This window comes from Brucella lupini (genome assembly GCF_002252535.1).
Taxonomy (GTDB): Bacteria; Pseudomonadota; Alphaproteobacteria; order Rhizobiales; family Rhizobiaceae; genus Brucella; species Brucella anthropi.
On sequence record NZ_NNRN01000038.1, the window covers coordinates 1 to 25,988 of the forward strand.

Consider the following 25,988-nt stretch of genomic DNA (forward strand, 5'->3'; position numbering starts at 1 on the left):
AAAATTCTAATTCCCGGCGGTCCAATCTTGGGGCTCAGTGCACCAAACCACGTCGAAGAAGTTATGCCCGGAGTCAAATGGGGCGCACCTGATGAGTTTTTCACGCCATCGTTCTGGAAATATCAATCAGAAGCCCAAGTGCGTAGACAGCGATATGGAAAACACCGACTTGGTAATACGCTACTGGAAGAAATAGCTGTTTGTCTGCTTGGTGGCTATGGTATCCCAGCGGAGATGGGAATGGCCGCGTTCCAACGCCTCAGATCCAATGGAACTCTTACTGGCCATGCTGCAGAGCAAGAGCTGCTGTTCTTGCTTTCACAGCCATTTGAGATCGGCGGCAAATCACGCCGTTATCGCTTTGCGGCGCAGAAGGCTTCTTATCTCGCCCGCTCTCTTGATCTGGCCAGGGACCTGGACCTTGCACTTAGTCACCGTCAATTGCGCAATCGGCTCCTAGAGCTACCCGGGATCGGTCCAAAGACCGCTTCTTGGATTGTTAGAAATTATCTCGACGCCGATGATGTCGCTATAATCGATGTGCACCTTCACCGGGCTTGCGTCATGATGAATGTTTTCGAGACCAAGTCTGATCCCGCGAAGGAATACTTCAAACTTGAGGACCTTTTCCTTAAGTTTGCGGAGGCGATCAAGGTCAGAGCGAGCATTCTGGACGCCATCATATGGGACTTCATGCGGCGCATGGGCCCAACCGCGCGTACATCAGCAGTTACAAAGCCAGCGCAATTGCTGTTAGGCTTCTGAAGGAAAGCCAAGCGCCACCACCCCTACTGCTACCAGATCATTTGCGTCCTCTCGTATTGCTTGGACTATCTCGTGGCCTAGTATGCCGAGTGGGCAGAACGCTAGATCGAAGGCCTCCGCAATCATGGCCATCGTTTGAATGGCGGCGCCCGCATCACGCCAGAGCAGCGCTTCATAACTTGAATACATTCTCGCGAGATCTTTACAGTCTGCAATCAATGCCACCCAATGCCCCTTGGCATTTGGAAGGACTTCGCTGCAGCGAGAATGAAAAGACTGAAAACAGTCTTGGTCGAGCACGGATAGCGCCAAAAATCGATCCAATCCGTCATCGTAGTATAGCGGCGGCTCATCCGGCGAGATGATAACGGCTTTAACGGGATGGAGGGCGCCGGCCGAGACGACAGCTTTGCGCCGCTGTCCCACCCTTTCTCCAGCACCGATGAAGTCAGCTTTCAGAGTTTCGCGCACGACCGCTGCGACAACCTTCGTACTGGCGGGTAGTATCATCCTGACTGATCGTCTTGATCGCAGAACACTGTCGAATGTTCTGTCAGCTATTGGCATCGGCATCAGGTCGAATATGACTTCACGAGAGTCCGACCATTTGACGCGCTCCCCAAGCGTTCGGGCCCCTACGCGAGGGTACGGATCAATAGGGGCCAACGCCAATCGCCTCCATCGTCACATAATGCTTCTGGCAACCGCGGCAGTATCCACAGGAATACTCATTCGTATGGCATGAGTGCGACCAGGCTAATATCTCTATCGGAGTACCGGAAGCCTTTACTAGTTCCTCGGCACTGTAGGCTGCAGCAGGGGCTTCTAGCCTTAGACCACCTTCCTGCATAGACAATAGGGCGCTCAGAGCCTCAACGAATTCCCGGCGTCCGTCAACATGAAATCCGTCAGTCCGAAGCGCGCCGAGTTCCAACACGTTGATTCCATGCTTGATACATTCCATCGCGGCTAAGGTGGCGAGCATCTGGTTTCGATAAGGCCACCATTCACTCGCGGGCGCATTGGGATCTGCCGGTTTGCCCGCCATATCACCACTTCCGAGAGCCGACAGGTCGCAACGAATTATCAGATGCTCGATGCCCAAATGTCGGCAGATTGCCGTTGCCGCCCGGATTTCGCCTTTGGCGGCTTTGTGGCCGTAGTCAATTGTTATAGCGAGATCAGGCCGCCTCCAATAAGCAAGACAAGTTGAATCCATGCCTCCGGAAAGCAACAATGCTTTTCTCATGATCGCCACGCGATCTGGTGCAATGCGCTAACGTAGTCGTCATGGATAAACGCGCCTGACCCTCTCGGAAGCTTAATATCAACATCTCTCATATTCTGGGCGACGCAAAACACTGGCTTGTTCAGAGCAGTGGCGAAGCCAACTTCAAAGACCGTTCCCGGACTACTACCGTTTAGGATTGCAAAAACAGCGTCGCATTCTCGAACCGCAGCTAGATCACGATGAACCACAAGGCTGGCCGAGCCTGGGCCGATGTCATGGATTGGACTGAACACGCTCATTCCGAGTGATCGGAGGTGCGAGCGCGCATCATTGATCAACATGCGTTGCCCGGTCTCCCGAAATGGCCCCGCGAGATATATCATCCCACCGGCCTTCCTCACGGCCTCTCGCGTCTTGATGTTCGTTGATCCCGGCGGTTCAATCTTCGTAGATCGCGTTTCTATGTACTCCGCAACAGACTGACTGGCAAATTCAGCTGTTTCGAATGGACTCATGCCAGCGATGGCCCAACCGTAAGCGAATGCAGAGACAAACATGTCTCCAGATCCGAGCGAGAACACATTTCGAGTTTTGTAGGCGGGAACGTGGTGACAGCTTCCGTTAGCGTATACGTGGGCACCCTCAATGCCATCCTTCACAACGATGACTTTGACGTTTTGTGTCGATTGTAATGTTCGAACGGCGTCGTCAACAGTTTTCGCGCCGCTCATGCTCAATATCTCGCCTTTGTTGGCAACAATTGCTAGATGCTCGGCAGTCGAGCCGTTTCTCGCAAACGAGACAGGCTTAAAGGCTGATTGGGGATCATAAATGGCGAATGTTGCGTGGACGATCGGATCAGCTTCCATCATCCCGAACTTGACTACTACATAGCCTTGCACGTCCGGCATCGACACGGGCACCGCATTCCAATCCAGATATATCTTCGGAACTGCCAGTGTATGAACGTAATCGAACTCGACTGGCTCGGATCTCCGCGTGACCCGCAAGTCAATTCCGACACCTCGAAACTGGGCGTCGCCTACAATTTCTTCAGGTTCTGAAAGGCAAGTGTGTAGGCGCACCGTATCGACCAGCCCGTTTAGTGCCAGCGCACTTCTTCCGGCCGAACCTATGAGTTCGTCCCAGTAAGGGAACGCTACACGTTCGCGGTATACGCCACCAACGATATCGATTTCTGTCATACCGGATAGATTTCCACCGTGATTGCGCCGCCATTTATCGCGACGACACGAGCGTCATAGCGCTGTCCCGCGCTCATGCATTGAACGAAGTCTGCTAGCCGTGCGGATGTAATCGATCCAGCTGGATTCGATCCACGCATTACCAACACTCGGTTTTGTTGAAGTGAGAGAGATAGTATAGACCCAACCGCGAGCGTTCCTGCCACAGCCGCATTCGGCGACGAGATATTTGTCACTTCCGTAAAGTGACACGGATTTATTCCGCCGCCATCTTCGCCACCCGAACCAGCTCCTGGCTTAGTTGTTGGCACGATCGTTGAAGTCGGCCGCCAGTCACTATCGTTTCCCCCACCACCTGACATGATTCCCTCCTAGTTGAATTTCCGATGTTATTTCGCCCTACATCCAAGTCAATTGATCCGTATCGGATAATAGCCCATCAACTCTGATAAAGTTGGGGACGGCAACGACCACAAGGTTATCCTCCGCTTTTGCAAATTGCTTTTCGGTTGCCTATCATGGGATCGGTAGCGGGTTGAGACTTGTTGTATGAGCGTGAGAGAAGGACCGTAGCTTGACCAATAACCGAGGCGACACACCAGAAGCCCACATGGTCCCCGATTTTCGCAAGGACTATAAGCTCGACCGGCTTGCTGAGCGCTTTAACGTGGCGCAATTTGTAAGCTTCGCCCCTGCGTTCGGCGAGCCACTGCTTCAATATTCTAGGCTTGTGCATTTTCCTCCTAATTCTTCTTTCGACTCGTTAGAGGATGCTCTTCGGGCGTTGTTCGAACGAAGTGCTCAAGGCACTGTGAACATCCGCAGTTTCAGTGAGGAGCAATCGCAAAGTCGTGAGTTTATCTACGCTCTGCGTACGGTCGACGATGCGGCTCAAGCTATCCGACGGCTCTCTTCAGAGGGGGCATTCACTATTGCCAATGAAACAGTCGACGTGTCGGATGGAGGTGTATCCGGCGTGGCCATGGGCGGACTCGTTGAATTTCGCCCAGATTCCACGCCGCGGGGCGTAGAGCGTCCGGGTTTTGCTAGCTTACCTACGGAGTGGGCGACCAAGCTCTTCGAGACGGTCTATGGCTTCGATCCAGGCCTGGAAGAAAGTGAGAAAGCTCGCATAGAGTTTAGCTTGCACCCTGAACCACGCGGCTGGCGGCAGACCAACGTCATCTTTTGGGAATGCGGCAAAATCGATCACTTCGATCGAACCGCTTGCGTAAGCTGGCCGAACGACTTCAGCCGATTGATTGGAGATAAGGTGTTCGGCCTTCTCATTGCTGAGCTCGCCGGCCTACCGGTTCCTCGCACCACTGTTATAGCTAGGCGTGTAGCTCCTTTCTGCTTCGGCGCTGAAACTGGGGTTTCACAGCAGTGGATTCGCACCAGTCCCACTGTCCAAGTGCCTGGCCGGTATACCACTGCGAAAAGATGGCAAGATCCATTCAGGCTCGTTCAAGTCGAAGACCCCGAGGGTACAGTGCTAGCTTCCATAGTTGCTCAACAGTCGGTCCGAGCTGCATTCTCCGGTGCTGCCATCGAGTCCTCCGACGGAGAACTCATAATCGAGGGAGCGAAAGGAACCGGTGAGGGCTTCATGCTCGGCACTGTGCAACCACAATCTCTCCCACTCAGCGTGGTTGAGGCCGTTACGGCTGCCCATTCGTTGCTTAAGCAAAAGCTCGGCAGCGTTCGTTTCGAATGGGTCTTCGACGGCGTTAGGGCTTGGATCGTTCAGTTGCATGTCGGGGCAAGCCAAACATCAGGACTTGTGCTTGTGCCGGGCGACCGAGAAGAATGGGTCGTTTTCAATGTCGCCAATGGTCTAGAAGACCTTCGACAGCTTGTGGCAAGCTTGCCGATGAATAAGGGTATCCAGCTTAATGGGCATGTCGGTCGAACAAGCCATATCGCCGACGTGGTACGGAAGGCAAACGTACCAACACGTCTGATGGACGATGTGGAGCGTAAAGAAACATAAAGGCTTTGCGGCGCCGTTCGGCTTTGCGCTACAGCCTCGTTCCGGAGCTTCTATTTTGAAGAACCGAAATTGAATGTGAACGAAACGGAAACGAATTTCGTTTATAGTAGTTGTTAGAGACTCATGTTGAGTTCTCGCGGCTCTTACTCAGGAGGGTTATTATGGCATATGCAGCAGTTCTTCACGCAAGAGAAATGGCTTCGAAGGAAATGGATACGTTCCGCGCCGCCATAAAGCTGAGCGATGACCAAAAAAAGGCTAAGGCGGCTGCGGACGCCGAGCGCGTCGCAAATAGCACGTCCCACAAACCTAAGTGATGACCGCATAATGTATGATGAAAGTGATTTTGAACGTCCAGCAGCAGTCGAAGACACTCATGACAAAGACTGGCGATCACCAATCTCTCGCGATTATGGTCGCATCATTCACAGTGCGAGCTTTAGGCGTCAGCAGGGCAAGACACAGGTATTTCCGGGGCACGAGTCAGACTTTTTCCGGAACCGCCTGACTCATTCGCTGGAAGTTGCTCAGATTGCCGAGGGAATCGCGGACAGACTGAATTCGGTCTTCAAGGACAAGATGCCTGATGGCCCTATAAACGGTCGTCTGTGCGCAACCGCAGGGCTTGTTCACGATATCGGCCACCCGCCGTTTGGCCACAACGGCGAGAGGGCTTTGGATGATCGAATGAAAGAGTTTGGCGGTTTCGAAGGTAACGCTCAAACACTCCGCATCCTCTGCCGACTGGATAAAAAGGCCAAGTACCCTGAGCCGCACGATGGAGATGAGCGTGCTGGTATGAACCTTTGCTATCGAACGCTCGCGGCCATTCTCAAATATGATAAGGCAATCCCAGCCGAGCGGAAGCCGGAGGACAAGTTATCGAAGGGCTACTATCTTTCTGAGGAAGCGCTTGTCGATAAGATAAAAGAGAAGGTGCTGCGCGGCAAGAAGCTGCCAGATGGTATCGAATTCAAGACCATCGAGTGCCAAATCATGGATGTCGCTGACGACATCGCCTATTCGGTCTATGACCTTGAAGATAGCCTCAAGGCAGGATTTCTAACTCCAGCAGCGATCCTGTCGTCGAAGGATGACCTGTTGCAGGCCGTAGCAAAGGAAGTCGCTAAGCAAATCAACGGAGAGTTTACTGCCACAGAGGTAAGCAAGGTTTTCGTTGATCTCTTTGCAGAAATGTTCCCTGAGGGAGAGAGCGACCCTCGGATGATTTTCAGGTTGGCAACCCGGTCTTCCAACAACCTGAGCAACGACGGTTATCTACGAACTGAGTTTTCGTCAGAGCTGGTGCACGAGTTTATCAACGGCGTAGAATTCGAATACAACCCGGAATATCCGGCTTTGTCAAAGGCCTACCTCAATACGGACACCCGCAAGAAGGTAGAAGTACTGAAACAGTATACGTTCACATCCATTATTTATTCTTCCAGGGTAAAGCTCGGCGAATATCGAGGAACTGAACTTGTTACAGATCTTTTTGATGCATTAAATAAGGACAAAGGGGATCTGCTGATGCCCGATGATGTGCGGTCGCAGTACCGCTCTGCGACAGATCCAGCAATAAAGGCTCGTACCATCTGCGATTTCGTAGCAGGTATGACTGATCGGTATGCAGTAGAGTTTTGGGCAAGGCTTAGATCGGACAGCGCCGAAAGTATGTTCAAGTCTATTTGAACGGAAGTGGAAGGCGAGATGAAATCGCCTTCCACTACGCGTGGTTTTTTCGGTGCCGAAGCTTCTAGCTTCAGCCCTACTCTTTGGACAGTTGTCCGCCAAATCTTCTTATTGGAACAAACCCAACTGAAAATCCAAATAATCGGCCTATTTTTTCCAATGTTTCGAGCGTTGGGTTTGCGGTGCCTGCTTCGATCTCTGCAACTTGGCGTCTGGATAGCCCAAGCGTTTTGGCGAACTCCGCTTGCGTCATGCCAAACCCTCTGCGGATGTCTGCAACGGCGCTAGGCAACCGTAAATCACCGTTTCTAGCACGCTCCGCCAGCGTTCTGCGGTTTTCAAGGATTTCCTCTTTCGTCGGCTTCTTCCATCGAGCCATCTAGCGGTCCTTAACCATCATTGACACGCCCCCAAAACGCTATCTGCGATTTCGATACAGCGTCCCATCGCACGGTCCAGAATGTCCAAAGACGCTCCCATATCCTTCGCCATGGCCGGAGCCTGGCGCAGGTGTTCGGCAAACTCGGTAAGCGTAGCTGCAAGCGTTCTCTGCTCAGCAGGATCAGACATCAGTTCGCCGCAAATCTGCTTCCAATCGGGAAGATGATCGCGTCCGCCGTCACGCATCATCGCCCACCGGGTGGAGCGAACGATCCCCTCCTTGGCAAGCCGCATGGGCGCGAAATCAAAAAGCGGAGAAAGGCGGATCGTACCGTCCTGGTGCTTGCTGAGTGCGGAATTCCGGCCGTGATTGTCGGGATTGCCGAGCGCTAAGTTGGCTATGTCGCGCTTCAGGTATTCAACAATATCCGCGAAGGGATCGGCCGAAAATTGGCGTAGAAGGTCGATATAGGCCTCGTGTGTGCCTACATGGCCGAAATCGGCAACACCGATCGCGGATACCAGGCTTTCTTGGCCCAGCCGGACTGTTCCGCCACCTTCTTTTTTCTTCCGGTCGAAACGGGGAATGATCAGGACGCCTTCGGCATAGGTCGAAGGTTCGCTGACATTCAGACCTATTTCTTGAGCGATCCACGAATAGAGGGCTTCGCCTTCGAGGATCAGGCGGTCCACAGGCTCGTTACTGCGTACCAGCTTGACGATGACGTGGCGCACGGCCTCATCATCGGTCACGAAGCTGTCGGGATAATAAAACCCGTCATTCGCCTGCGTCATCGAGACCTTCGGCCATTCGCCTTGCAGGCCACTGGAGCCGGAGGCGAGCATTCCAAAGCGGTCGGCGACTTCCATAAAGCGATCCGACCGCTCAAGGATCTCTGCCTCTGTCACCCCTTGGCGCTCGACACCGTGCAGTCGCTCCATTTCGGCGTCTGCCGCTTCTTTGATCCGAATATTGCCTATGCCGCCCGTTGCCGATCGCAAAAGCAGCGGCAGATCGGAAGCGCGTGAGCTTTCAGCAAGGCCGAGATGCTCGGCAAGCTTTCGCCTCGCATGCCCCTGAGGCATTAGATCCAACAGGAAGGGTGGCCAGCTGCGGCTATATCGATTTTCGAGATCAACAGGATAACGAACGGACAAGGCGCGATGGTCGCGGACTGCTTTTCCAACCGCAAACTCCGCCGATGCCACAGTGATGAAATAGTCGAGGTCATAATCGACGATGGACGCGCCGTTAAAGCCGGTCGCGTCGTCATTGAGCTCTAGCGTCGCGGCGTCATGCCACTCCCCATTAAAATGAACTTGGAGCGTTAAGCGCATTAATTGACCCTTTCAATGGATCAAATAATGCATTATCGCAAATTATTCAACCCCTTATAGTGGGTTTAATAACTACTATTGGAATTATCAACGACCAAAGCGGTCATGGAAGCTTCTGATCCGGCTGATCATCTTCCGGCCACGTAACGCGCTGCCGCAAGCAAACAATATGAGGGATAAGCCCAGTACAGGTGTCAACCAAGCACCAGAGCCACTTCTTCCATCGAACACAATGAGCAAGACAGCCCCCATCGCGGCGAAAAAGAACATCCCGAAATCATACTGCTTTGAAAGACTTGTGAGCCGGGCAGAATGTTGGGCATAGCGCAACTGTCTTGCCAATTTTTGCTTCTCGGATGCCAGCTGATCACGTTGACGCCCCAGAACGTACACGCCCTGCATTACTTGCTCTTCGAAGCTGGAATTACTCATATCGCTGACCTCAGATATTTTTCTGCAATTTCCTCAGTAAATTCACCATGTTGTTCGGCGTAATCGATTAGGAAGCGGATTAGCTTCAGCCGCTTTTCCGGTTCGACCTGGCAGTATTCCCTTGCAATAAAAGCGTCCACCGCCCCGGTCACCTGATGATATAAATCCACGTTGTCCCGATTATATGGACTTCCATCGCCCGTTAGCATCCACGCGGGATTTACGTTAAATTTGACATGCAGAAGCCGGAGAAGCTTCGCAGGCATTTCGCGACTTCCGCGTTCGTAAGTATTGTAAGCGCTTTGCGACACCTCGAGCGCTTCAGCAAAGGGCACTTGCTTGAGCCCGGAATCTTTCCGAATTTTCCCGAGCCTTTGTCCCATAGCCTCCAAAAATCCGTCTTGCATGTAAATATCTCGAATGCGATAAAAATGTTACAGATAACGCGAATATATGATTCTTTTTGTTTCGTGTCGAATTATCTTTAGGGAGTTGCACAGTTATGCAATGTCAGCTTTTATCACCGAAGCAATTGGCAGATCGTTCCGGATGGCCGGTCGCGCGCATTCGCAACCTGATCGCCAAGCAAGAAATCCGACATGTCCGGATCGGCGGGAGCCTATTCCTGCCGGAAGATGCTGTTGACGAATACCTTGCCGAAAATATGGTCGAGCCCAAACAGAATGCTTTGGTGCTTGCTGATAACGCCTCCAGAACATGAGGAGGAGCAGCAATTGAAGCAACAAGCTGAAGCGTTAGCTCCACGACCGCTCTACAAATTCGCGGTCAGCCGCGTCCGTGCGGCGGAACTTCTGGATGTCTCGACGGGTACCTTTGACGACTGGGTCCGTCGTGGGCTGATGCCGAAAGGCGTGAAGATTGGCGCGTTGCGTCGCTGGGATGCCGAAGAGATACGCGCCTCCTGGTTCGACATGAAGGAACAGGGCTTGAGCGGAGACGAAGACGATGGCGAAAACCCGTTTGATTACGCGATCGGGTAATGAGCGCGTTCCCTTCAAATATTGCTCGCGGGATATCGATCGGCACGGCAACGAGCGTTTTTATCTCCGCCTACCAGGTATGCCGAAGTACCGGATGACGTCCGCCTATCTGGACGAGGCCGGCAGCATCACCCAGGCGTTTACCGAGGAATATCACCGCGTGCTGTCTGGCGATCGTGGTGAAAAAACGGTCCCGATTTCAAGGCTGGAGCCCGGCTCGGTTAGCTGGCTTGTCGAGACCTATTACCGGTCCAAGGCGTTTCAAAGCCAGTCTCCGGCCACGCAGAAAGACAAGAAGAGTGTTCTCAATCGCTATTGCAGCAATGTGGGCGAACTGCCGTTCAAGAAGATTCGCAAGTCCGACATCGAAGCCAGCCAGATGAAGCGCAGCGGCACGCCCGGAGCGGCTGACAAGTTGGTGAAATATCTGAAGGCGCTGTTCAATTGGGCTATCAGCGCCGAGCTGGCGACGTTCAATCCCGCGAACGGCGTCACCAAAATCCATAAATCCCCCGGTTTCCATACCTGGAGCGAAGCGGAAGTGGCGCGCTATCGCGCAGCCTACCCGCTCGGCTCCACAGCTCGGCTTGCAATGGAACTGATGCTGAATTTGGGCGTCAGACGCTCAGACCTCGTCAAGCTCGGCTGGCGTAACCTGGTCGGCGAGCGTATCGAATTCATGCCGGAGAAGGGTTCCGGCAAATACACACAGTCCCTCAGCCTGCCTGTCACGGACGAGCTTCGCGAGGCGCTGGACGCGATCACCCATGATCAGCCGACTTTCCTTATCACCGAATACGGGAAGGCGTTCACCGGCAATGGCTTCGGCAACAAGATGCGCCAATGGTGCAATGATGCCGATTTGCCGGAATGCTCGTCGCACGGCCTCAGAAAGGCGTCCGCGACCATCCTCGCCGAGGCAGGTGCTACCGAACATCAGTTGATGGCGATCTTCGGCTGGTCTGATTCCAAGATGGCGCAGCACTACACCAAAGCCGCCCAATCCAAGCGCATCATCGATGCCGGTTTCGAGCGGCGCAAAACCTACGTGGCCCGCAATAATGCCCCACTTTCATCGAGCCGGAATTCCGGTGAGACAAATCAAGGAAAAAATGATGGAAAAACAACGTCCGAAGACGGAAATGGTGGGCCCGGAGGGACTCGAACCCCCAACCAAGCGGTTATGAGCCGCCGGCTCTAACCAATTGAGCTACAGGCCCCACGCAACGTTGACCTACCCTAAAGAAAGCCGGGATACAAGCTGTCAAATGCATCAGTTGCCCTAATGCGCACATATTCAGTTGCGATGCATACAACCTAGAGCATTTCCTGCAAAAGTGCGAAGCGGTTTTGCCTAGGATAATGCGACGAAACAGATAGTTAGAGCGGTTCCAGCGACTCCGCTTTAACTGGAACCGCTCTAAAATCACGGTATTTCTGATTTGAACCAGCAGTTGTAATTGGCACGCAATTCGAATCTGATATCGTCGGCTTCATACATAAGAGGGAACTTAAGAAATAAGCGATTTCAAAGGCAAAGTGGCCAGCCGCTCCGGTGCAACCAGCTTTGCCAGAGCTGCCTCAACTTTCTCTACAGGAGATTTTATGAACAACCGCGCTACCACTCTTCTTGCAACCTCCTTTTCTGCAATCATGCTCGCAGGCGCGCTGACGCTGCCAGCTCTGGCACAGGAGAATCAGATGACGAAGCAGCCTGCGCGTATCGCCGTCACTGGCGAAGGCACCATGACCGCCTCGCCCGATATGGCCATCCTCAATCTCTCCGTATTGCGCGAGGCGAAGACCGCTCGCGAAGCTATGACCGCCAACAACGAAGCCATGGCGAAAGTACTCGAAGCCATGAAGAAAGCCGGTATCGAAGATCGCGATCTTCAGACCGGCGGCATCAACATCCAGCCACGCTACGTCTATCCGGACGACAAGAATGGTCTGAAAGAACCAAGCATTACCGGCTATACGGTTTCGAACAGCCTGACTGTACGCGTGCGCGATCTGGCCAAGGTCGGCAATGTGCTTGATGAATCCGTCACGCTCGGCGTCAATCAGGGTGGCGATCTGAGTTTCGTCAACGACAATCCGGCAGCCACGATCAATGAAGCGCGCAAGCGTGCCGTTGCCGACGCCATCGCCAAGGCAAAGACCCTTGCCGATGCTGCCGGTGTAGGCATTGGCCGCGTTGTCGAAATCAACGAGCAGAGCCGCCCACCCATGCCGATGCCAATCGCTCGTGCTCAGTATAAGACCATGGCCGCAGCAGCGCCGGAAGATGCCGTGCCCGTTGCAGCTGGCGAGAACAGCTATAACGTTTCGGTCAATGTCGTTTTCGAAATCAAGGAATAACGGCAATCCAATTGGCAATTGCGAAGGGGCGCTCCAGCGCCCCTTTTCTTTTACCCGCCACGAAGAAAAGCTCCGGCCTGATTTACTCAGGCCGGAGCTTTTGAAACTTAAGCCGTGCGCCTTAGCGAATGATCGGGCAACCACGAACATTTGCGAACACGACACCGGCAGGGCGACCATGACGGAAGCCACGAACTTGAACCGACTTGCCGCGATAGACGACACGCGCATTGCGGATGCCCATGCGATTAGCCTTCATCTTGGCGCCTTCGATGGAGCAGGCACGACCACGATAAGCTGGACGGCCATGGTGGTAGCCTCGGTAATCGATATTCACGATGGCAGAGCTTGCCGACGTGCTGATGGCTGGAGCGACAACCGGCGAGGCGGCGCTGGCGGAAGCTGCCGTCGTGAAGATGGCGGCAACACCAAGAGCAGCGGTTACGACGAACGACTTGAGCGAAATAGCAGACATCTTTGAACCTCTTCGATTTGTTTTCAGGTCTTGCCTGAGGCATCCGAGAAGTAGCGCCCTATAGATGAACAGAATGAAAAACCAACGTTCATGTGCCGTTCAGCTTCATATGAAGTAGAAGGAATGCCTGCGCACTGCTCTTATAAACTAAATAAATTCAATGCGTTATAAGGGAACAAAATCCGCGCTGCGATATTTGAAGCATAGATTAAATTTACGCAATGTTTGAAAAACGCAAACGAGCCATCAGCGGTGGCTCGGCATCACCATATGGTCGAGATAATCGTCGTCATCTTCCAGATCGTGATCGAAAGCCGTCACCTTGCCGCGAACGGAAATACCTGCCTCATGCACCGTTTCGGGTGAACCCGAAACCAGCGGATGCCACCAATAGAGATCCGAACCTTCTGCAACCAGACGGTAGGCGCACGTCACAGGCAGCCAGTCCACCTCGTCAACGATCTCCGGCGTCAGAAAAACGCAGTCCGGCACCGTCTTCTTGCGGTTCGGATAATCACGGCACTGGCAGCTGTCCGGGTTGAGCAGCGTGCAGGCAACGCTGGTCCAGTAAATCTCGTTTGTGTCGTCATCCTGCAATTTATGCAGGCAACATTGGCCGCAACCGTCACACAGACTCTCCCACTCGCTGCGGGTGAGCTGGTTCAAGGTCTTGGTGCGCCAGAATGGTTTGTCGTTCATAACGCAGCGTATAATGGAATTATGTCGGGAATGGCGTGGACAAATCGCCGCCATTTCAGAACACTTGATATTCGATCCGGATCGGGCTATTAGACCCGCGTCATCATCATGACCGTAAGCGTCTTACGTTAGGCAACGCATCAATCTCGCCGGGAACGGCAATTCGCATTGATGTTTCGTTGCGCCTTCCCCGCAGAATATTCAGGAATATACATGTCTCAGTTTGAATGCGCACGCCGCAGGAAGCTGCCTGCACGCTATGCATCTATTGTGATGCCGTTCATCCTATCGATCATGATGACATTCATCGTGTCGTTGATTGCAACCGCCAAGAGCCTTGGCATTGCCCATCCCAATCTCGCATCCAGCTGGATGACGGCATGGGCCCTTTCGTGGGTGGTCGCCTTTCCGGTTCTCCTCGGCATTCTGCCCATCGTGCGCAGAATGGTCGCCATGGTGTGCGACCCGCATTAACAGTTAGAGCGCGTTTCGATCTGATAAGATCAGATCGGCACTCTAACGTCTTCTATTTCAAGCATAATCTTATCGATCCTCGTTTCACTCCGGTCGGATTATGCTCTAAAAAAGCAAAAGCCGCGCATCTTGATGCGCGGCTTTTTCAATTCTCTTGCAGGCGGCTCAGCGGAAAATAGCTTCGCCTTGTTCATCCACGATCTGCCGTCCCTTATTCAGCGAAATGCTGGCGGCATCTTCGATGCCGGGGCAACGGTCGGCACGAACGAAGCGATATTCCTTCACTTCGCCATCGATCGTCTTGGAAATGACGCCGCAGACCTGATACTGCCCGCCCTCGCTATAGGGCGTGGCAATGATCAGAAAGTCCTTGTGTTCAAGGCGACCCGCCTCTTTCGGCTCTGCCGGTGTCTCGGAGGCAGAGCCTCCACCGAAAAGACGCTTCAAAAAAGACATATCGCCTCCCCTTCCCGTATGTTTTTGTTCAGTTCAGCTATCCAGGCCCTAGCTATCGAGGAACGAACGCAGCTTGCGCGAACGGCTCGGATGCTTCAGCTTGCGCAGCGCCTTGGCTTCGATCTGACGGATACGTTCGCGGGTAACCGAGAACTGCTGGCCGACTTCTTCCAGCGTGTGGTCGGTGTTCATACCGATGCCGAAACGCATACGCAGAACACGTTCTTCACGCGGCGTCAGCGAAGCCAGAACACGGGTCGTCGTATCGCGCAGATTGGCCTGAATCGCTGCATCGATTGGCAGAAGCGCGTTCTTGTCCTCGATGAAATCGCCCAGATGTGAATCTTCCTCGTCGCCAACCGGCGTCTCGAGCGAGATCGGCTCCTTGGCGATCTTCAGCACCTTGCGCACTTTTTCGAGCGGCATGGCGAGCTTTTCAGCCAGTTCTTCCGGCGTCGGCTCACGACCGATTTCATGCAGCATCTGGCGCGACGTGCGGACGATCTTGTTGATCGTTTCGATCATGTGCACCGGAATACGGATGGTGCGCGCCTGATCGGCAATCGAACGGGTGATTGCCTGACGAATCCACCAAGTCGCATAGGTCGAGAACTTGTAACCACGACGATATTCGAACTTGTCGACCGCCTTCATCAGACCGATATTGCCTTCTTGAATGAGATCAAGGAACTGCAAGCCACGGTTCGTGTACTTCTTGGCAATCGAGATGACGAGACGAAGGTTGGCTTCCACCATTTCCTTCTTGGCGATAGTTGCTTCGCGTTCGCCCTTCTGCACCTGATTGACGATGCGGCGGAATTCACCGATGGAAATCGCGGTTTCGGTCGCCAGCATCTGGATTTCAGAACGCAGACGGTCGATGGCACGCTCTTCCTTGGCTGCAAATTCCTTCCAGCCACGGGCTGAAAGCGTGCTCACGCGCTCTACCCATTTCGGGTCCAGCTCGTGGCCCTGATACTCCTTCAGGAATTCCTCACGACGCACACCGAAGGATTCGGCCAGACGCAGCAGCTTACCTTCGTTCTGAACCAGACGCTTGTTGATGTCGTAAAGCTGTTCGACGAGCTGTTCGATACGGTTCTGGTTCAGCGACAGCGACTTCACTGCCTTGATGAGCTGATCCTTCAGTTCCTTGTAGCGACGTTCCTGGCTCGACGACAGTTCGCCCGTCGCGGCCAGACGGCCCTCGACCTGCTGATCCTGCAGCTTGCGCAGCTTCTTGTAGGTATCGGCGATGAGGTCGAGCGTTTCCATGACCTGCGGACGCAGTTCGGCTTCCATGGCCGCCAGCGACAGGTTGGCTTCGTCTTCGTCCTCTTCCTCTTCTTCCGTGGGCATGTCGCCGCCGACATTGGTAATGTCGTCGTCGTCACGGCGGCGCTGAGGCTTGTCGTCACGCGGCTTTTCCTCTTCCACGCGCTCGATCACCGGAGCCTGCTTGGCTTCCGGACCGGCATAGGTGGTTTCGAGGTCGATAATTTCGCGCAGCAGAATGTTGGAATCGTTCAGCTGGTCACGCCAGATGATGATCGCCTGGAAGGTCAGCGGGCTTTCGCAAAGCCCGGCGATCATGGTCTCGCGACCAGCCTCGATGCGCTTTGCAATCGCGATTTCGCCTTCGCGCGACAGAAGCTCGACGGACCCCATTTCGCGCAGATACATGCGCACCGGATCGTCGGTACGGTCGGTCGGCTCTTTCTTGGTCGTGGTGGTGGCAACAGCCGTACCGCCGGATTCGACCAGATCGCCGCCCTCTTCCGAGTCGTCGTCGTTGTTTTCTTCGCGGTCGTTGTCCTGCTCGTCATCTTCAACGACGTTGATGCCCATATCGGAAAGCATCGACATCGTGTCTTCGATCTGCTCGGATGTCACTTCCTCGGAAGGCAGCACGGCGTTCAGCTCGTCCATGGTGACGTAGCCGCGCTTCTTCGCGAGTTTGATCATCTTCTTGACAGCATCGTCAGAAAGGTCGAGAAGCGGACCGTCGGCAGCACCTTCGCGCTCGACTTCGGCTTCTTCGTTTTCCTTAACCTTCGTTGCCATATGTTCTTCTCCAGGCGACCCCGGTCGCTTCTAAGATATATAGAGTTCTCGGACAGTTTTGCGAGGTCGCAATCCGTCAGTTGATTCTGCGAGTAGCCGATTTCCTGTTAATGGCGGATTAACCTTGCCATCGGTATCGGGCTTCTTCATCTCCGATTTCTTGTGGGCAGATCAGGCGGTCAACCAGACAACGCCACTTTCCGGGCCACTTTTCCGGCCCAAATCCGGCTTGCTGCCTTGCAGCATCGGATATCACCGGTTTCTGTTCTTTTCCTTATTCGAACTGTCGTGATTCCGTCATTTACGCCACACGTCAAGAGCGACTCACATGATTCGGGCTTAAAAAGCGAATCATTTGTTGTCGCGACCTCTTCGTTGGCCAGATAGAGCACGTTTTCCGGATCGCAACCCCGCATTTCCGGCTGTTCTCGCAGAACTGATTCGGAAATCCGAATCAGAAACCGCCGGGTGGGCGCCCCGAAGACAGTCCAAAACCGTCGATCAGAGCTTCAGTCGCATCAGCTTTCAAAATCTGATTTTGTATATCTCTGAGACGTGCAAACAATTCGCCCGTCTCGTCTGTTTCAAGTGCGGCCTCAACGGCCCGCAGCTCCTTATGTAGTGTGCGCGCACGCTGATGCAAGTGAAGCGCCTGACGAAGGGCTTCGCGCGCGTCGTCTTCTGCGGCCAGAGCCGTCGCAGTCCAGAGTTTCGCACCCTTCACCACGAGTTCGAGCATTTCAATCTGCTCGCCATGACCGGCATTGACCAGTGCGTGCCGCATGGCGTGACCATCTTCCATATGGCCGGCAGCCAGCACATCCAGCATGGCCAGATGCAGCGACTTGAGTGCCTCATGTCCCAGATCGAGTGCCGCCAGCGTCTCGAAATCCTCTTCAATCAGCCGTGGGTGATTGAGAAGCGTCAGCACGATGGCAGTTTCGCGCAAGGGGGCATGTGATCCAGCGCCCGGCCTGCCGCCCTTTACCAGCGTGGAGCGCACCAGACTGTCGGAAATCGCAAGGCGGCCATTGCCGCCCGCCGGTCCGCCGCGTCCCCGTCCGCCATCATTCCTGCGGTTGAAAGACGAATTGCGCTGTCCGCCGACTTGATACCCCTGACGCCCCTGGCCAAAAAAGGCTTGTGCCCGGTCGCGCATATCCTGACTGTAGTGGCGCCGGATATCCTCATTCGCGATGCGGCTGGTAATTTCACGCAGCCGCGCCTCCAGTTCGGCGCGGCGTTCCGGCGTATCGAACACACCGCCCGTCGTTTCCCGCGTCCACACCATATCGACCAGCGGTCTGGCGTCACGCAGGACCACATGAAATGCGGCTGGGCCTTCCGCCTTGACCAGATCGTCCGGGTCCTGCCCTTCCGGCAATAGTGCAAAGCGCAGCGATTTGCCGGGCTGCAAGGCAGGCAATCCAAGATCGACGGCGCGATAGGCAGCGCGAAGCCCCGCACCATCGCCATCGAAGCACAGAACGGGTTCAGGGCTGATGCGCCAGAGAAGTTCGAGCTGTTCTTCCGTCAGCGCCGTACCGAGCGGAGCCACCACCTGATGGATACCCGCCTGCGCAAGCGCGATCACATCCATATAACCTTCAACAGCGATGATGGATTTGGCCGGTTCTCCAGCTTGCGGCTGGCAGGCCTTGCGCGCCCGCAATCCGTTATAGAGAACCCGCCCCTTGTGAAAGAGTTCGGTTTCCGGCGAGTTCAGATATTTGGCCGGAGCGTCCGCAGAAAGCGCACGCCCGCCGAAAGCAATGATCCGCCCGCGCAAATCCTCGATCGGGAACATGACGCGATCACGAAAACGGTCGTAGGAAACGGCAATCCCCTCGCCGTGCACGACGAGACCGCACGCTTCGATCTGCTCGCGCGACACGCCTTTGCCAGCCAGAAACTCCTTCAAGGCATTGCGCGACTCTGGCGCATAGCCAATGCGGAACGACTGCTGCGTTGCGGTCGAAAGTCCGCGATCCCGCAGATAGGCGCGTGCCTTGGCTCCAACGGCGCTTTGCAGCTGGTTTTCGAAGAACTGCGCAGCCAGCTCCATGACATCATAAAGCGTCGCGCGCTGTGCCTCACGCTTTTCCATTTCCGGATCGCGCGCAGGCATCGGAACGCCTGCCATATCGGCCACACGCTCCACTGCTTCCGGGAAACTCAGGCCTTCAAGATCGGTTAGAAACTTGAAGTGATCACCGGTCACACCGCAACCGAAACAATGATAGCGACCCTTGCGATCTTCGCAGTGAAAGCTTGGTGTCTTCTCGCCATGAAACGGACAACAGGCCCAGAAATCACCCTTCGGAGGATTGCTCTTCTTGCGGTCGAACGAAGCGCGCGTTCCTATCAGCGTCGAGATCGGGACGCGGTCTCTGATCTCATCGAGAAAGGAGGGCGGAAAACGCATTACAGATTTCACTTTCAGTTCGTTCAGACAGCGGGAGTGTATTCCTTAGAGTATATAGGCGCGCCCGTTCTGACAGTCCATCGTGCAGGCATGTCCCTCCCCGCTAATCACATGTCGCTGCCAAACAAGCCCGCTGTCACAAAACTGTCATATATCCGTCATGACGCTGCGGGAATGGATTGCTTTTAATTGCGAACAAGCCCATATCTCTTGAAGAATTGATTAGCCGGAACATATTTTTTCTTCATTTGTTGCGTTAGCTCAATCACAGATGTCAACCTCCAACCCGAAGGGATTTTGCCGTGAATGGTTCTTTGGTCCTTTTGCATCTGGCCGGTGCAGTTGCGCTCCTGCTTTGGGCGACACGCATGGTCCGGACCGGGGTGGAGCGTGCCTATGGCGACCGGCTGCGCAGACGCTTGCGCAACCAGATGCAGAACCCGCTGCTTTCCGTCGCCTTCGGCCTTGCCCTTGCTGTCGCCCTGCAAAGCTCGACAGCGGTTACGCTTCTCGTCGGTTCATTTGTCGGTTCAGGTTTCGTAAGCGGCGTTGCAGGCCTCATGGCCGTGCGCGGCGGCGAGCTTGGCTCCGCCCTCGTCGTCAAGATCCTGAGCTACGACCTCACGCTTCTGGTACCGCTCTGCCTTGTCATCGGCACAGGCATCTTCATGACCACCGAACGCCGCGACTGGCGGCAGATCGGACGCATTCTGGTCGGTATCGGCCTGCTCATCATGTCACTGGAAATGACCGGACAGGCCACCGAGCCGCTGCGGCAAAGCGAATTGCTGCCGGTCATCGTCGACTATCTGTCAAGCGACCCGATCACTGCCTATCTGCTCGCAGCACTCATGACATGGCTGTTTCATTCCAGCGTTGCCGCCGTCATCCTGCTGACCACCTTTGCCTCGCGCGGGCTGATCCATCCAGAGCTCGCCGTGGTGATGGTTCTCGGCGTCAATCTGGGGTCTTCGATCATCGCCCCGATCCTGACCCGGCATGCGCCACCTGAAACCCGCGTCGTGCCACTCGGCAACCTTTTGATGCGCGGCGCCGGGTCACTCATCATGCTCGTGCTTTACCAGACCTTCAAACCATCGGTCGCCTTTCTCGGCACCGATCCGGTTTCGCAGGTGGTCAATGCGCATATCCTGTTCAATGTCATCGTGATGATTGCCGGTATTCCGCTTTCTGGCCTCGTGCTGCGCGCAACCGAGGCTCTGGTCAATCTCAATGCGGACAAGGGCAGCCCCGCCTCGCAGCAGCCCATCGAGATCGAGCAATATAGCGCGCTCGACACTGCCGTGCTCGACCGGCCCTCGCAGGCGCTTGCCAATGCAACCCGCGAAGTGGTCGGCGTCTGCGACACGATCGAAGTCATGCTGCGGCGGATCATCGAGCTTTATGAGAAGCCCGATCAGGTGCGGATCGATGAACTTGAAGCTCTCGATGACCGCGTGGACAAGCGCCATGCTGCCATCAAGCTCTATCTGACCAAGCTTGCAACCCATGAGCTGAGCGATTTCGAGTCGCTGCGCATGCAGGAATTGCTGGGCGCATGTGTGAAGCTTGAGCAGGTCGGCGACATCATCGTGCGCAACATGCTGGCGCATGTTCAAAAGAAGATGGATCACAAGCTGGAATTCACCGAAGAAGGCTGGAAGGAACTCAGCCATTTCCACGCCATGGTTCTGGCCAATGCGCACATGGCATTCAATGTGATTGTCTCACGCGATGGCCGTACGGCCCGTCAGCTCGTGCAGGAAAAGGACCAGCTGCGTGAACTGGAAAAGCAGACCAGCATGCGCCATTTCAGCCGACTACGCGAAGGCGCCACCCGCAGCATCGAGACCAGCAGCATCCATCTCGACACGATCCGCGACCTCAAGCAGATCAACTCGCTTCTCGCTTCAATGGCCTATCCGGTCCTCGAAGAACAGGGCCTTCTCAGCGATACGCGACTGAAAGCCGTCAAGCAGGGCTGAGTATAGCGCCAAACAATAGAAAGCCCCCGTCAGAGCGGGGGCTGAAACAAAAGCGAAAGGCACTTATGCCTCACGCTTTCACTGCAGAAGCGATTTCACGATGGCGCTGGCCTTGGTGAAATCCATCTTGCCTGCATAGCGCTCTTTAAGAACGGCCATGCACTTGCCCATGTCGCGCAGACCTTGAGCACCGATTTCGGCAATCACATCCGCACAGGCCTGTTTGACCTCATCCTCGCTCATCTGCTGCGGCAGAAATTCGGAAATGATCGTGATTTCCTCCCGCTCCGCTTCAGCGAGCTCAAGACGGCTGCCTTCTTCATAGATGCGGGCGGATTCTTCGCGCTGCTTGACCATCTTGCCGAGAATACCCAGCAATTCTTCATCCCCGACCGGGTCCTTGCCAGCAGTACGGTTGGCGATATCTCGGTCCTTTACCGCAGCCAGGATCAAACGCAGCGTCGACATGCGACGCTTCTCCTGTGCTTTCAGCGCGGTCGTGAGGGCCTGGGAAATCTCCTGGCGAAGCATAACGTCTCTCCTGACGGTGTAAGTTCTTTGTTGTTCGTTTCCTGCATCTATACAACAAGCGAATAGAATCGCCGAGCTGTCCGAACCACCATCCCGAGAAATAATAATACGACGATTATCGTCATTATTTCAGGAAAGCATGGCCTCGGACGATTGACCCGGCGTCCAAGTTTCTCTATTGCTCAAGGCTTAGCAGGACATCGGCACGTGCTCGCGGCGGGAGGTTTAAAATCCCCGCTGCCTTTTGGCGCATATATGACCCTTGACGCTTCATCTTTCAAGCCACCCTTCCGGTGGTCGTTGGAACACGAACGCGTGCCGCATAAAGCATGCCGCCCAAAAGTGGGAACCGGTTTTGGGACAACGGCATGCATGGAAACAAACAGTTAGAGCGTCGATTTGATTCCATCAGTTCGACGCTCTAGCTGGCAACGAAATAACAGCACACGCTGGCGCGCGGCTAACAATCAGGAGTGCAGACCATGACAGAAACCACATCGAAAACAGCACCCTGGACTGTTGAGAAGCGAACCGCCATCCTCGTACTTGCGGACGGAACCGTGATCGAAGGCAAAGGCCTCGGTGCAATCGGTGCGATTGAAGCCGAGGTCGTGTTCAACACGGCGCTGACCGGTTACGAAGAAATCCTGACCGACCCGTCTTATGCCGGTCAGATCGTAACCTTCACCTTCCCGCATATCGGCAATGTCGGCACCAATGCCGAAGACGTTGAAGACCTGACGCCGGCCAATCGCCACGGCGCAGTCGGCGCGATCTTCAAGGCTGACATCACGTCACCATCGAATTTCCGCGCAACGGAAGATCTGGATGCGTGGCTGAAGCACCGCGGCGTCATTGCACTGGCCGGTATCGATACACGCGCGTTGACCTCGCTCATCCGCGAGCGCGGCGCACAGAACGCAGTCATTGCTCATGATCCGAGCGGCAAGTTCGACCTCGAAGCACTCAAGGCACGCGCCGCCGCATGGAGCGGTCTTGAAAATCTCGATCTCGCCAAGGACGTCACGGTTGGCCAGAGCCTCACATGGAAAGAAACTCCATGGACGCTCGCAGACGGCTATGGCGAACAGGACACCCCGGAATATCACGTGGTGGCGCTCGACTTCGGCGTGAAACGTAACATTCTGCGCCTGCTCACCGGCCTCGGCGCAAAGGTCACCGTGCTGCCTGCAACGGCAACGGCTGAGGACGTTCTGGCCCACAACCCGGATGGCGTCTTCCTGTCCAACGGTCCTGGCGATCCGGCAGCGACCGGCGCATATGCCGTTCCAACCATCAAGAAGCTTGTCGAAACCGATCTTCCGGTCTTCGGCATCTGCCTCGGCCACCAGATGCTTGCGCTCGCACTTGGCGGACGCACCGAGAAAATGCATCAGGGCCATCACGGCGCCAACCATCCGGTGAAGGACTACACGACCGGCAAGGTCGAGATCGTATCGATGAACCACGGCTTCGCGGTCGATTCAGACTCGCTGCCGGAAAATGTCGAGGAAACACATGTGTCGCTCTTCGACGGCACCAATTGCGGCCTGCGCGTCGTCGGCAAGCCGGTATTCTCGGTGCAGCACCATCCGGAAGCATCGCCCGGCCCGCAGGATTCGCACTATCTGTTCCGCCGCTTCATCAACCTGATCCGCGAAAAGAAGGGCGAAACGCCGCTTCCGGAACGCGAACAGGCGGCTTAGAGCGCATCCTGAAAAGTGTGAAACGGTTTTCGGAAGAGATGCGCGTCAAAACAAACAGTTAGAGCGCCGATCTGATTCAATCAGATCGAAACGCGCTCTAAGCGCTCCAAAAGAATTATCGAAGTAAAAGGCCGGAGTAAAAACTCCGGCCTTTTCATTTTCCGTATCGATCAAACCTCTGAGGGCTTGGCCAAGGGCGTTGGACGCACCCGCGCCACCACGATGACCAGTGCCAGAAAAACCAGTCCGGCTCCCACAGCATAGGGCATTCCAGCGAAGACGAACGGCGCATTCATGCCGGTGAACACGGCGAAAAGCTGCGTGAAGATGAGCGGGCCGATGATGGTCGTAATACTCGACACGCTTGTCAGTGCACCCTGCAATTCGCCTTGCGCGGAAGGCGGAACCTTGCCTGCCGCAATACTGCGCAGCGGCGGATCGGCCAGACCTTCCAGCGCCGTCAGGAAGATGACGGCATAAACCATCCAGCCTTCCCATGCGATGGCGTATCCAATCATGCCAAGACAGGAGAACAGCACGCCTGTGATCGCCGTGCGCCGCTCGCCAAGCACCGGCAAGACCCTTGGCAGAACCAGCGCCATCACGAACGCCGCGCCGATACCGAAAAGCCCCAGCGACAGACCTATCTGGGCTTCGCTCCAGTTATAGCGATAAGCACCGACGAAGGCCCAGACGGACGGATAGACGGCATGGGCCAGCCAGAACAGGAAGAAGACCAGCACCACCCAGCCGATGCCGGGATAGTTTCGCATCTGCTTGAGCGCGCCCAGCGGATTGGCGCGGGCGATCTGGAAGGTGCGCCGGTTTTCACGCGTCAACGTCTCCGGCAACAGGAAATAGGCGAGGATGAAGTTGATGAACGACAGGAACGCCGCTCCGTAGAACGGAACGCGCGGACCGAACTCCCCCAGCAAGCCGCCCAGCACCGGACCAAGCGCAAAGCCGACACCGAAAGCAATGCCGATCAGGCCGAAATTGCGCGCACGATTGCTGTCATCGCTGACATCGGCAATGTAGGCGGATGCCGTCGCGAAGCTTGCTCCGCTGATGCCTGCCAGCACACGACCGACAAACAGCATCCAATAGGTGGTTGCGAGCGCACAGATCAGATTGTCGAGTGCGAAGGTGAAAATCGAGGCGAGCAGCACCGGCCGGCGCCCGAAACGGTCGCTCAGATTGCCGATCATCGGCGCGAACAGGAACTGCATTCCGGCATAGACCAGCAAAAGCCAGCCACCATCGACGGCTGCAGTGCTGATATCCGCGCCGGTCAGCTCTTCGAGAAAAGTCGGCAGAACCGGCATGATGATCGCAATGCCGATAATGTCGAGGAACAGTGTCATAAAGACGAGTAACAAGCCCCGCCGTACAAACTGGGGATCATGCATGGGACACCTGAAATATGCTCCACGACTGAAAAGGTGGAACATTCATAAATTGTGTTGATTGGAGAACTCGCGCGCCATCGCCGCTCAAAATTGAGCGTCACGCTTGCAAATCGGAAAAAGGCCGCGCCGGTGCGAATGCATTTATCTGGAAAATTATTTCACGACAAGGCGAATATTGCAGGCTTTCGACAAAAAGAACGGGCGTTTTTCCTCCACAAAGAAAAAGGCGGTCGAAACCGCCTTTTTCTACAGTATCAGAACGACTTTAAACATCACCGCTGAATGTATCGCAGGATTCCAGCTTGCCGCTATCGAAGCCGCGCTGGAACCACTTGGCGCGCTGGGCGGATGTGCCATGATTGAAGCTTTCCGGAACAACATAACCCTGACTACGGCGCTGCAGCGTGTCATCACCGATCTGGTGTGCCGCATTCAGAGCTTCTTCAAGGTCGCCTGCTTCCAGAATACCCTTCTGCTCCGTGTAGTAACCCCATACACCGGCGAAGCAATCGGCCTGAAGCTCAACACGAACCGACATCTGGTTGGCCTGCGCTTCGCTCATCTGCTGACGCATCTGGTTGAACTTGGGCAGAATGCCAAGCAGGTTCTGGATATGGTGCCCGACCTCATGCGCAAGGACATAGGCCTGTGCGAAATCGCCGGAAGCGCCAAAACGGTTTGCCAGTTCCTTATAGAAACTCAGATCGATGTAGAGCTTGCGATCGCCGGGGCAATAAAACGGCCCGGACGCCGCGGAAGCAAAGCCGCAAGCCGAACGAACCTGTCCGGAAAAGAGCACCATGGTCGGCGGCGTGTAGGTCTGGCCGCGTGACTTGAAAATGCCGCTCCAGACGTCTTCCGTCTCGGCCAGCACGGTGCGGGCGAACTGCGTTGTCTCATCATTGGCAACCGCGCCCCCCTCGGCAGCGGTCCGTCCGGATTGACCGGCTTGCTGGGTTACGCTTGGCCCCATGCTGCCATCGCCGAACAGGATCGGCAGCGGATCGATACCAACCGCACGCAGCACGAAGAACATCACCACCAGAATGAGAATACCGGAAATGCCGCCACCGCGAACGATTCGAAAGCCGGGACCGCCAAGGCCCCCGCCGCGACCGAAGCCGCCACCTATGCCACCGCCCTGCGCCCCGCGCTGATCTTCCACATTGTCACTTTGCCTACGGCCTTGCCAGCGCATTGACCAACTCCCCTACACCGTGCCGCTCTCGACGAAGCAGCACCAAACTATTCCTGTAATTGTCGCATAAAGAGTTGGCACGGCAACATAAAAAGTAAATGGCAGTGTCAATCACAAACGAAGACTCTTTCGCAATAGTTTGGACAATAGAAATCCCCTCCTGCTTC

Annotated in this window: 26 protein-coding genes, 1 tRNA gene and 1 pseudogene; 11 read left to right on the forward strand and 17 right to left on the reverse strand. The window is 55.1% G+C overall.

All coding sequences use genetic code 11. The annotated features are described in order from the left end of the window. Positions 1-765, forward strand: a 765-nt coding sequence (locus tag CES86_RS06280; protein WP_208617818.1) for an 8-oxoguanine DNA glycosylase, incomplete at its 5' end; no start/stop codon positions are given. Here CES86_RS06280 and CES86_RS06285 read toward each other — a convergent pair. The 3 genes from CES86_RS06285 to CES86_RS06295 all read right to left on the reverse strand — a co-directional run bounded on the left by CES86_RS06285 (position 754) and on the right by CES86_RS06295 (position 3,201). Further along, complete coding sequence (locus CES86_RS06285; protein ID WP_143851072.1) at positions 754-1,236, reverse strand: nitroreductase family protein; 483 nt, start codon at positions 1,234-1,236, stop codon at positions 754-756. The two genes, CES86_RS06280 and CES86_RS06285, sit on opposite strands and share 12 nt — an antisense overlap. Positions 1,237-1,417: 181 nt before the next feature. Beyond that, positions 1,418-2,014: a 7-cyano-7-deazaguanine synthase gene (locus tag CES86_RS06290; RefSeq protein ID WP_094513941.1), complete on the reverse strand. Its 597-nt coding sequence runs from the start codon at positions 2,012-2,014 to the stop codon at positions 1,418-1,420. Next, positions 2,011-3,201, reverse strand: a complete 1,191-nt coding sequence (locus CES86_RS06295; protein ID WP_094513942.1) for a PfkB family carbohydrate kinase — start codon at positions 3,199-3,201, stop codon at positions 2,011-2,013. Before CES86_RS06295 ends, CES86_RS06290 begins: the two co-directional genes overlap by 4 nt. Positions 3,202-3,775: 574 nt before the next feature. On the opposite strand from CES86_RS06295, the gene CES86_RS06300 reads away from it, so the two are divergent. The 3 genes from CES86_RS06300 (at position 3,776) to CES86_RS06305 (ending at position 6,886) form a co-directional block, all read left to right on the forward strand. After that, positions 3,776-5,194 carry a hypothetical protein gene (locus CES86_RS06300; RefSeq protein ID WP_235819886.1) on the forward strand — a complete coding sequence of 473 codons (1,419 nt, stop codon included), beginning with the start codon at positions 3,776-3,778 and terminating at the stop codon, positions 5,192-5,194. A gap of 161 nt (positions 5,195-5,355) precedes the next feature. Next, a complete protein-coding gene (locus CES86_RS27460) occupies positions 5,356-5,511 on the forward strand; it encodes a hypothetical protein (RefSeq protein WP_167387100.1) in 156 nt (51 codons plus the stop codon). A 10-nt stretch (positions 5,512-5,521) separates the two neighbouring features. Continuing rightward, a complete protein-coding gene (locus CES86_RS06305; protein ID WP_094513945.1) occupies positions 5,522-6,886 on the forward strand; it encodes an anti-phage deoxyguanosine triphosphatase in 1,365 nt (454 codons plus the stop codon). Between the two features lie 76 nt (positions 6,887-6,962). Here CES86_RS06305 and CES86_RS06310 read toward each other — a convergent pair whose 3' ends face one another. The 4 genes from CES86_RS06310 to CES86_RS06325 all read right to left on the reverse strand — a co-directional run bounded on the left by CES86_RS06310 (position 6,963) and on the right by CES86_RS06325 (position 9,444). Then, positions 6,963-7,265, reverse strand: a complete 303-nt coding sequence (locus tag CES86_RS06310; RefSeq protein WP_094513947.1) for a helix-turn-helix domain-containing protein — start codon at positions 7,263-7,265, stop codon at positions 6,963-6,965. A gap of 17 nt (positions 7,266-7,282) precedes the next feature. Further along, the gene (locus tag CES86_RS06315) at positions 7,283-8,605 is read right to left on the reverse strand and encodes a type II toxin-antitoxin system HipA family toxin (RefSeq protein WP_094513948.1); all 1,323 of its coding nucleotides are present in this window, start codon (positions 8,603-8,605) and stop codon (positions 7,283-7,285) included. Between the two features lie 87 nt (positions 8,606-8,692). Next, positions 8,693-9,037 carry a hypothetical protein gene (locus CES86_RS06320; protein WP_094513950.1) on the reverse strand — a complete coding sequence of 115 codons (345 nt, stop codon included), beginning with the start codon at positions 9,035-9,037 and terminating at the stop codon, positions 8,693-8,695. Further along, on the reverse strand, positions 9,034-9,444 hold the full coding sequence (locus CES86_RS06325; protein ID WP_094513951.1) for a helix-turn-helix domain-containing protein: 411 nt from the start codon (positions 9,442-9,444) through the stop codon (positions 9,034-9,036). The genes CES86_RS06320 and CES86_RS06325 overlap by 4 nt, the downstream gene beginning before the upstream one ends. A 56-nt stretch (positions 9,445-9,500) precedes the next feature. Here CES86_RS06325 and CES86_RS06330 point away from each other — a divergent pair, with 56 nt between their 5' ends. Further along, positions 9,501-9,758, forward strand: a complete 258-nt coding sequence (locus CES86_RS06330) for a helix-turn-helix domain-containing protein (RefSeq protein ID WP_235819887.1) — start codon at positions 9,501-9,503, stop codon at positions 9,756-9,758. 13 nt (positions 9,759-9,771) lie between these two features. Next, positions 9,772-10,038 (forward strand): helix-turn-helix transcriptional regulator, encoded by a 267-nt coding sequence (locus CES86_RS06335; protein WP_094513954.1) that lies wholly within the window; start codon positions 9,772-9,774, stop codon positions 10,036-10,038. Between the two features lie 199 nt (positions 10,039-10,237). Here CES86_RS06335 and CES86_RS27865 read toward each other — a convergent pair whose 3' ends face one another. Continuing rightward, entirely contained in the window at positions 10,238-10,543 is a 306-nt protein-coding gene (locus tag CES86_RS27865) for a hypothetical protein (RefSeq protein ID WP_235819888.1), read from the reverse strand. Positions 10,544-10,639: 96 nt separating this feature from the next. Between CES86_RS27865 and CES86_RS28280 the strand changes: the two are divergent. Continuing rightward, positions 10,640-10,981, forward strand: a pseudogene (locus CES86_RS28280) (tyrosine-type recombinase/integrase); the annotation flags it as partial. Positions 10,982-11,181: 200 nt separating this feature from the next. Here CES86_RS28280 and CES86_RS06345 read toward each other — a convergent pair. Further along, positions 11,182-11,258, reverse strand: a tRNA-Ile gene (locus CES86_RS06345). A 385-nt stretch (positions 11,259-11,643) separates the two neighbouring features. On the opposite strand from CES86_RS06345, the gene CES86_RS06350 reads away from it, so the two are divergent. After that, on the forward strand, positions 11,644-12,399 hold the full coding sequence (locus tag CES86_RS06350) for an SIMPL domain-containing protein (RefSeq protein ID WP_010659679.1): 756 nt from the start codon (positions 11,644-11,646) through the stop codon (positions 12,397-12,399). Positions 12,400-12,520: 121 nt separating this feature from the next. On the opposite strand, the gene CES86_RS06355 is transcribed toward CES86_RS06350, so the two are convergent. Both CES86_RS06355 and CES86_RS06360 read right to left on the reverse strand, forming a co-directional pair. Beyond that, on the reverse strand, positions 12,521-12,874 hold the full coding sequence (locus tag CES86_RS06355; RefSeq protein ID WP_094513956.1) for an antifreeze protein: 354 nt from the start codon (positions 12,872-12,874) through the stop codon (positions 12,521-12,523). Positions 12,875-13,120: 246 nt separating this feature from the next. After that, on the reverse strand, positions 13,121-13,573 hold the full coding sequence (locus CES86_RS06360; protein ID WP_071634488.1) for a YcgN family cysteine cluster protein: 453 nt from the start codon (positions 13,571-13,573) through the stop codon (positions 13,121-13,123). Between the two features lie 213 nt (positions 13,574-13,786). On the opposite strand from CES86_RS06360, the gene CES86_RS06365 reads away from it, so the two are divergent. Beyond that, positions 13,787-14,047, forward strand: a complete 261-nt coding sequence (locus CES86_RS06365; RefSeq protein WP_094513957.1) for a DUF2798 domain-containing protein — start codon at positions 13,787-13,789, stop codon at positions 14,045-14,047. A 165-nt stretch (positions 14,048-14,212) separates the two neighbouring features. On the opposite strand, the gene CES86_RS06370 is transcribed toward CES86_RS06365, so the two are convergent. The 3 genes from CES86_RS06370 to dnaG form a co-directional block, all read right to left on the reverse strand. Continuing rightward, positions 14,213-14,503, reverse strand: a complete 291-nt coding sequence (locus tag CES86_RS06370; RefSeq protein WP_010659675.1) for an HlyU family transcriptional regulator — start codon at positions 14,501-14,503, stop codon at positions 14,213-14,215. A 48-nt stretch (positions 14,504-14,551) separates the two neighbouring features. Next, positions 14,552-16,567: an RNA polymerase sigma factor RpoD gene (gene rpoD / locus CES86_RS06375; RefSeq protein ID WP_012091706.1), complete on the reverse strand. Its 2,016-nt coding sequence runs from the start codon at positions 16,565-16,567 to the stop codon at positions 14,552-14,554. A 454-nt stretch (positions 16,568-17,021) separates the two neighbouring features. Then, positions 17,022-18,992, reverse strand: a complete 1,971-nt coding sequence (gene dnaG / locus CES86_RS06380; RefSeq protein ID WP_012091704.1) for a DNA primase — start codon at positions 18,990-18,992, stop codon at positions 17,022-17,024. 302 nt (positions 18,993-19,294) lie between these two features. Here dnaG and CES86_RS06385 point away from each other — a divergent pair, with 302 nt between their 5' ends. Then, positions 19,295-20,977, forward strand: a complete 1,683-nt coding sequence (locus tag CES86_RS06385) for a Na/Pi cotransporter family protein (protein WP_094513958.1) — start codon at positions 19,295-19,297, stop codon at positions 20,975-20,977. 78 nt (positions 20,978-21,055) lie between these two features. Here CES86_RS06385 and CES86_RS06390 read toward each other — a convergent pair whose 3' ends face one another. Then, positions 21,056-21,508 carry a GatB/YqeY domain-containing protein gene (locus CES86_RS06390; RefSeq protein ID WP_010659670.1) on the reverse strand — a complete coding sequence of 151 codons (453 nt, stop codon included), beginning with the start codon at positions 21,506-21,508 and terminating at the stop codon, positions 21,056-21,058. A 482-nt stretch (positions 21,509-21,990) separates the two neighbouring features. Between CES86_RS06390 and carA the strand changes: the two genes are divergently transcribed. Continuing rightward, positions 21,991-23,214, forward strand: coding sequence for a glutamine-hydrolyzing carbamoyl-phosphate synthase small subunit (gene carA / locus CES86_RS06395; RefSeq protein WP_094513960.1), 1,224 nt, complete (start codon positions 21,991-21,993; stop codon positions 23,212-23,214). 170 nt (positions 23,215-23,384) lie between these two features. On the opposite strand, the gene CES86_RS06400 is transcribed toward carA, so the two are convergent. Beyond that, positions 23,385-24,623 (reverse strand): TCR/Tet family MFS transporter, encoded by a 1,239-nt coding sequence (locus tag CES86_RS06400; protein ID WP_094513961.1) that lies wholly within the window; start codon positions 24,621-24,623, stop codon positions 23,385-23,387. Positions 24,624-24,888: 265 nt separating this feature from the next. After that, positions 24,889-25,821 (reverse strand): KPN_02809 family neutral zinc metallopeptidase, encoded by a 933-nt coding sequence (ypfJ, locus tag CES86_RS06405; protein WP_010659667.1) that lies wholly within the window; start codon positions 25,819-25,821, stop codon positions 24,889-24,891. Positions 25,822-25,988: the final 167 nt, after the last annotated feature.